Annotated in this window: 2 protein-coding genes and 1 pseudogene; all 3 read right to left on the reverse strand. The window is 49.8% G+C overall.

Annotated features, from left to right (window positions below; all coding sequences use genetic code 11):
* Nucleotides 1-316: 316 nt before the first annotated feature.
* A complete protein-coding gene (locus AB8B75_RS20680) occupies nt 317-1,597 on the reverse strand; it encodes an endo-1,4-beta-xylanase (protein ID WP_405364889.1) in 1,281 nt (426 codons plus the stop codon).
* 699 nt (nt 1,598-2,296) lie between these two features.
* The gene (locus AB8B75_RS20685; protein ID WP_405364890.1) at nt 2,297-4,513 is read right to left on the reverse strand and encodes an ATP-binding protein; all 2,217 of its coding nucleotides are present in this window, start codon (nt 4,511-4,513) and stop codon (nt 2,297-2,299) included.
* A gap of 436 nt (nt 4,514-4,949) precedes the next feature.
* Nucleotides 4,950-5,037, reverse strand: a pseudogene (locus tag AB8B75_RS20690) (IS6 family transposase); the annotation flags it as partial.

Consider the following 5,037-nt stretch of genomic DNA (forward strand, 5'->3'; position numbering starts at 1 on the left):
ATATCTTCGATCGTGCGTCTTTCACGCAATCCTAACTCCGTGTGGGCCATCTGCCATTCTCCTTGCTTTCCAGCAAGATAGGGGATTTGTCGCAACCCAGTTTAGAATGTGCCCTTAGAGTGCAGATAATGTTTATAATCATAGTTATGGTAAAAATTGTGCGCGAAATAGTAGAACGGTGTACCTGAAGATTGTTGCACCACAGATGGGTCTAAAGAAGGCATATAGAGTCTGCGATCTTGACTCGGAAGCGTGGTCACGCCATCACAACAACCTGTCCCGCTAAGGTCCAAAAGAAGAAGCTCACAGTATCCAGCTATCTTTGGACCTTTGGCGGATTCAGTCGATGTGCCACGAGCTTTTGCTCAACAAACTCAAAGACATACTTTGTTTCCAACTCGTCGTTGTACAGTGTTGCTGTCGAAGTAGGATCTTTGATACCGGGTGGGCTGAATTCTGATCGGGAAACATGCTGTCCATCTGACAATCCCCAAAAACCGAGACGGACGACATTTGCGTGAGGCAGAAGAGCTTCCAGAAAATCTCCAACATGTTTCGCGTGCACCTTCTCCAATTCGCCCGCGCTATCTGCAAGATAGCTGATAGAGGACATGTCGAGTTCTGAAACATGTAGCTCGTAGCTTTCCCCCAAATCAGTTGCGAATTTTGAAAGGCCGTCGGCATCGATACCGTCCTTGGCAAAGAGATGTGCCTGGAGACCGACACCGTCGAGCTTGGCACCCGCATCCTCTAACACGTGCAGAAGGCCAAGAATGGCCTGCCGTTTTCGGGCGCTGCGTTTGTAGGGAGCAGACAAAAGATCCTCGTTCAGCAACAACGGCGGGCATGCTCGCTCAGCACAGTCGAGTTTGGCGCGTAAGGCGTCCACAACCTCAACCAACCATTGTATCTGGCCTTCTGGTGTGGTGCCAGGAATGGATGGGTGGAAGAGCTGCCCGAAGATATCCGGGTGCGAATAATCTTCGCGGTCGGTCGAAAGCGCAAGCCATGGATCCTTGTTGCCGTTTTCAGTCAAAGGAGAAAATTTCACGAATATCTCATTGAAAAGATCGATAGATGCGATGTGTTGTCGCTTTTGATCGACCCGCTTGGCAACCCAAATCAAGTATTCATCCAACAATTTTGGATCGGACAAAATACAATCAGCATCGTCGCCTTTGCCCGGCCATATTACGGCGTGATAATGCACCAGCATGTCAGGCTCTTGCCTATAGGCAAAGTCCCATGCTTTGCCCGCCTCAGTCAGATTGAAAGGTGGCAGCGAATGGCCGTCGCAAACCGATTTGTCGTCAGCTGTTTCGGTGCGGCTCTTTGGCTGCTCTATCAGATGATGCAGTTTCATGCCGTTCTCAGACACAAGCGTGTCGCAGTGGTGTGCGATGAGAGCGTTCGCACGCACGGAAGCCGCATCGTCATCCGCTGTGCTTCGCAGCACGCAGGAAATGGTTCGGTTCGGTCCCGCGCTTTCTTTCAGCGGCTTTTCTTCAAACGCCAATGCTGGGAAGGTCCAGAAAAGCAATACTGCGCTCAACAGGACTTTTAGCAAATCACCAATTGCGTCAAAAATCAGGTGCAAGAACTGCCCTCCCGCTTTGTTTGTGCCCGCAACTCAATACAAAAACCGGAATCCTGCCAGCACAATGACGGACACCGCCGATGGCTATTTCCAAATCTACTTTGTGCAATGCTATCACCGTTGTAAATTCAGCTTCAACTACAGCGGCGCTTTTTATGTCATCAGTCCGACAGATGCATGTAGCGAGGCGCTTGGCATGCCAAATCAAGCTGCAAAGAGCAGTTTGATCTGAAAAGCGCTTTCTAAATCTCCGACCAATTCAAGCTTCTATTTGCATGACCAAGTTTCGCTCCGTGGTATCCTGTTCAAGGCATGGAGACACTTGCGACATCTGGTGTCATAATAGCCGGCCAAAAATTTAATATCGGATCGGTCCGGTAAACGAATCAGTTCTTTAGCTCAAAGACACAGCACCGCAAAGCGCTCTGGATAATTGCCACCAATGCAACTCAAAGAAATCGTCCCATCTGCTTTTTGGTCTCGACGTATTCCAGGGCATTGACCACAAACTCCATTTGAGGATTTCGTGACAATGAACAAATCTGGAGCGGTATCCGGACGGCGCGACCAAATCTAAGTGAGCCGCGAACCCTTGTTCCCAAGACTTTTTGAAAAGGTTTCTAACGAGGAAACCCCGCGCTCACGAGCGCTCAAATCATCTCTGCGTTCTACAGCACCCGTTTCTATCGCACCCGAAGTTTAGTGCGCAATAACATCTGCACCATTCCCATTTTTGTTCTTGGACAACAAACGCTCGATCTGTTTTCTAAGTTGATCGATACCGAACGGCTTGCTCAAAACCGGCCCAGGCAACTCGGAGTACTTGCTTGAATCCGAATAATGGCCTGCGAAGCCTGTACAAAAGAGTATCTTTGCCTTTGGGTTTGCTTGTGCCGCAAATTTTGCAACTGCAACCCCATCAATACCTCCCGGCAGTACGATATCCAAAAGAAGCAAATCGAACGGCCCTTTGTGTTTGAGTTTTTCGACAGCTGTTCCACCCTCCCCCGCTTCATCCACTGAAAACCCTAGGTACTCTAGTTGTTTGCGGGCGACGCTACGCAGTGCATCATTGTCCTCTACGAGAAGAGCAAGCATGCGTTTTGTGGTCTGCAACGATTTCTGAGGATCTTTTGCAGAACTAACAACTGCGCTGTCCGGTGCTCTGGGCAGATAAAGATCGAAAGTGGTTCCCTCGCCTGGAACGCTGTCTACTTCAACAAATCCACCGGATTGATGAGCGAAACCATAAACCATACTGAGGCCGAGGCCAGAGCCTTCCCCGACTGGTTTGGTCGTGAAAAATGGCTCGAATATGCGCTCCTGGATGTCTTCTTGAATACCGCAGCCATTGTCGCGGAACGAGAATTTCAAAAGTTCATTATTTAGATTTCTACCCATCAAATTCGGCAGTCGGTCTGGAGTTTTCACCGCTGTCACCTCGATCCACAGGCGGCCACCGGTGTCGGCAGCGTCGCGGGCATTTATGGCAAGATTTAAGCAGGCATCTTCCAGTTGATGAAGGTCGGCCAGAACGTTAACAGGCCGCACAGGTGGCAAGACGACGACATCGAAATCCTCGCCTAGTGTCCGGTTGAGAAGCGGCTCTAAGTCATTCAAGAATATGGTGGTGTCAATTTGCCTAGGTGTCAGGCGTTGGACGCGCCCAAAAGACAACAGCCGGGACGTCAACGATGCTCCGCGACCCACCGCCGCCACAATTTCGCGGGCGTTTTTCGATCGGGCCGGGCCGTCTTGCTCAATTGAAAGTAGTTCCGCGTTACCTTGGATGACCGCCAATATGTTGTTGAAATCATGCGCAATACCAGCGGTAAGTTGCCCGACTGTTGTCATGCGTTCTGACAGGCGTAACTTGTCCTCTGCCTCGCGTTGCTTCGTGATCTCCAAAGACGTGCCGCGGAAGCCCGTAAACGTACCATTGGTAGAAAAGACAGGTTGACCATAAACCCGCCACCACTGTTTACGTGCCTGTTTCGTCTGAATTGAATACTCGAAACCCTTAACTGCCCGCGGTGTATTCAGTGCAGATTTATAGCTGTTCCAATCGATACCATTGTTTTGTGTAACGCCCTCTATGTCCCAAAGCGTTTTTCCAATCTGGTCTGATGAACCTAAAAGCCGCGTATCCGGATTGGCTGAAGCCACGTAAGTAAATCGATGATTTTCGTCAGTTTCCCAGAACTGGTGTGCCCCTATGGCGGCAAAACCTTGCAGCCGCGCCTCGCTTTGGGAAAGTCGCATATTGGTGTCTTGTAGACGTTGGATGTATCCCTCAACCGCTTTGACCATGGGCCGGAAGATGAGAACGACCTCACCCAGGACGAGTGCCAAAATCAAAAACCAGTTAAACCACAAAAGCTTTTGAATTTGAGCCGTCGAAGCTTCCTGAGCGTCGTAGGTCGCTTGGTTCAATTGAAAAAGCAACTCCTCCAAAGGTGCTTCAAATCCACTTGCAAACTGTAAAGCTGCATCGGCGTTCGCTTCCCCCTCTGCGACCATCCAGGCGCTCTGCGTGAAGGTAGCCAGGATGCTACTTTCCTTCAAGGCGATGCGCTCTTTTGGAAGGATAGTTGAAGCGCCTGATTTGATTTCGAAACATGGATGTCCCGCCTCAAGCACAGTTTGCATTTTTGCCCTATCTCTGGCTTGCAAAGCGCGATGAGACTTTTCCATCAAATTCACACAATGCGCCAAGACGGCACGCAGGTCTGCAAGCGTGCCCGAGCTGGATGTTTCCCTCGCAGACGCTACGCGATGCATCATCCATCCAATGCGTTGTGACAACATCCGTTGCCGACCGGACAAATTGATCTCAACGGTGGAAATTGCCTGTCGTTGCGTTACAAAGCGGGTCCCACCAAACTGAAGCGTTACGAGAACAACGATAAGTACCATACCGATCTTATATGCTTTGCTTGGGGTTTCTATTTTAAACACTACCCCTGACTCCCCAAGTTTTTTTAATGCTGATTAAACAAATAGATCAGCTGAATAAATTTCGAATTCTCCGAGCATATCACCTAAGGTTGACTTGTCACGCTTCGAAAACAACCCTGTGTTAAGGGTTTTGGCGGTGACACCAATACGGCAATACCCAATCTCCAGACCATGCCGATAGATCGCGCCAAGCCAGATCAGGCTGCAAAACAGATTGCGCAAGGCTGGGACATTCATTTTGTGAAAGACTGCTTTGTGGCGTGGTGGCTCGAGGCGGGGGCATTTGAAACCAACAATGCAGACGCCTTTTTCTGAAATTCTGCCACACATGGCAGGCAAAGGGTTCTGTCGCAAAGTTTTCACCTGACCGAAGAACGGTCTTCGCTGGACACACTTATGCTGCTAGGTCAGCGAACTGCTTGAAAGCGGAGATGCCTGATTGATCTAATTGGCCCTTGCGGATCATATGGGCGGTTTCGATC

The sequence above is a fragment of the Roseobacter sp. genome (assembly GCF_045106495.1).
In the GTDB taxonomy this organism is placed as follows: Bacteria; Pseudomonadota; Alphaproteobacteria; order Rhodobacterales; family Rhodobacteraceae; genus Roseobacter.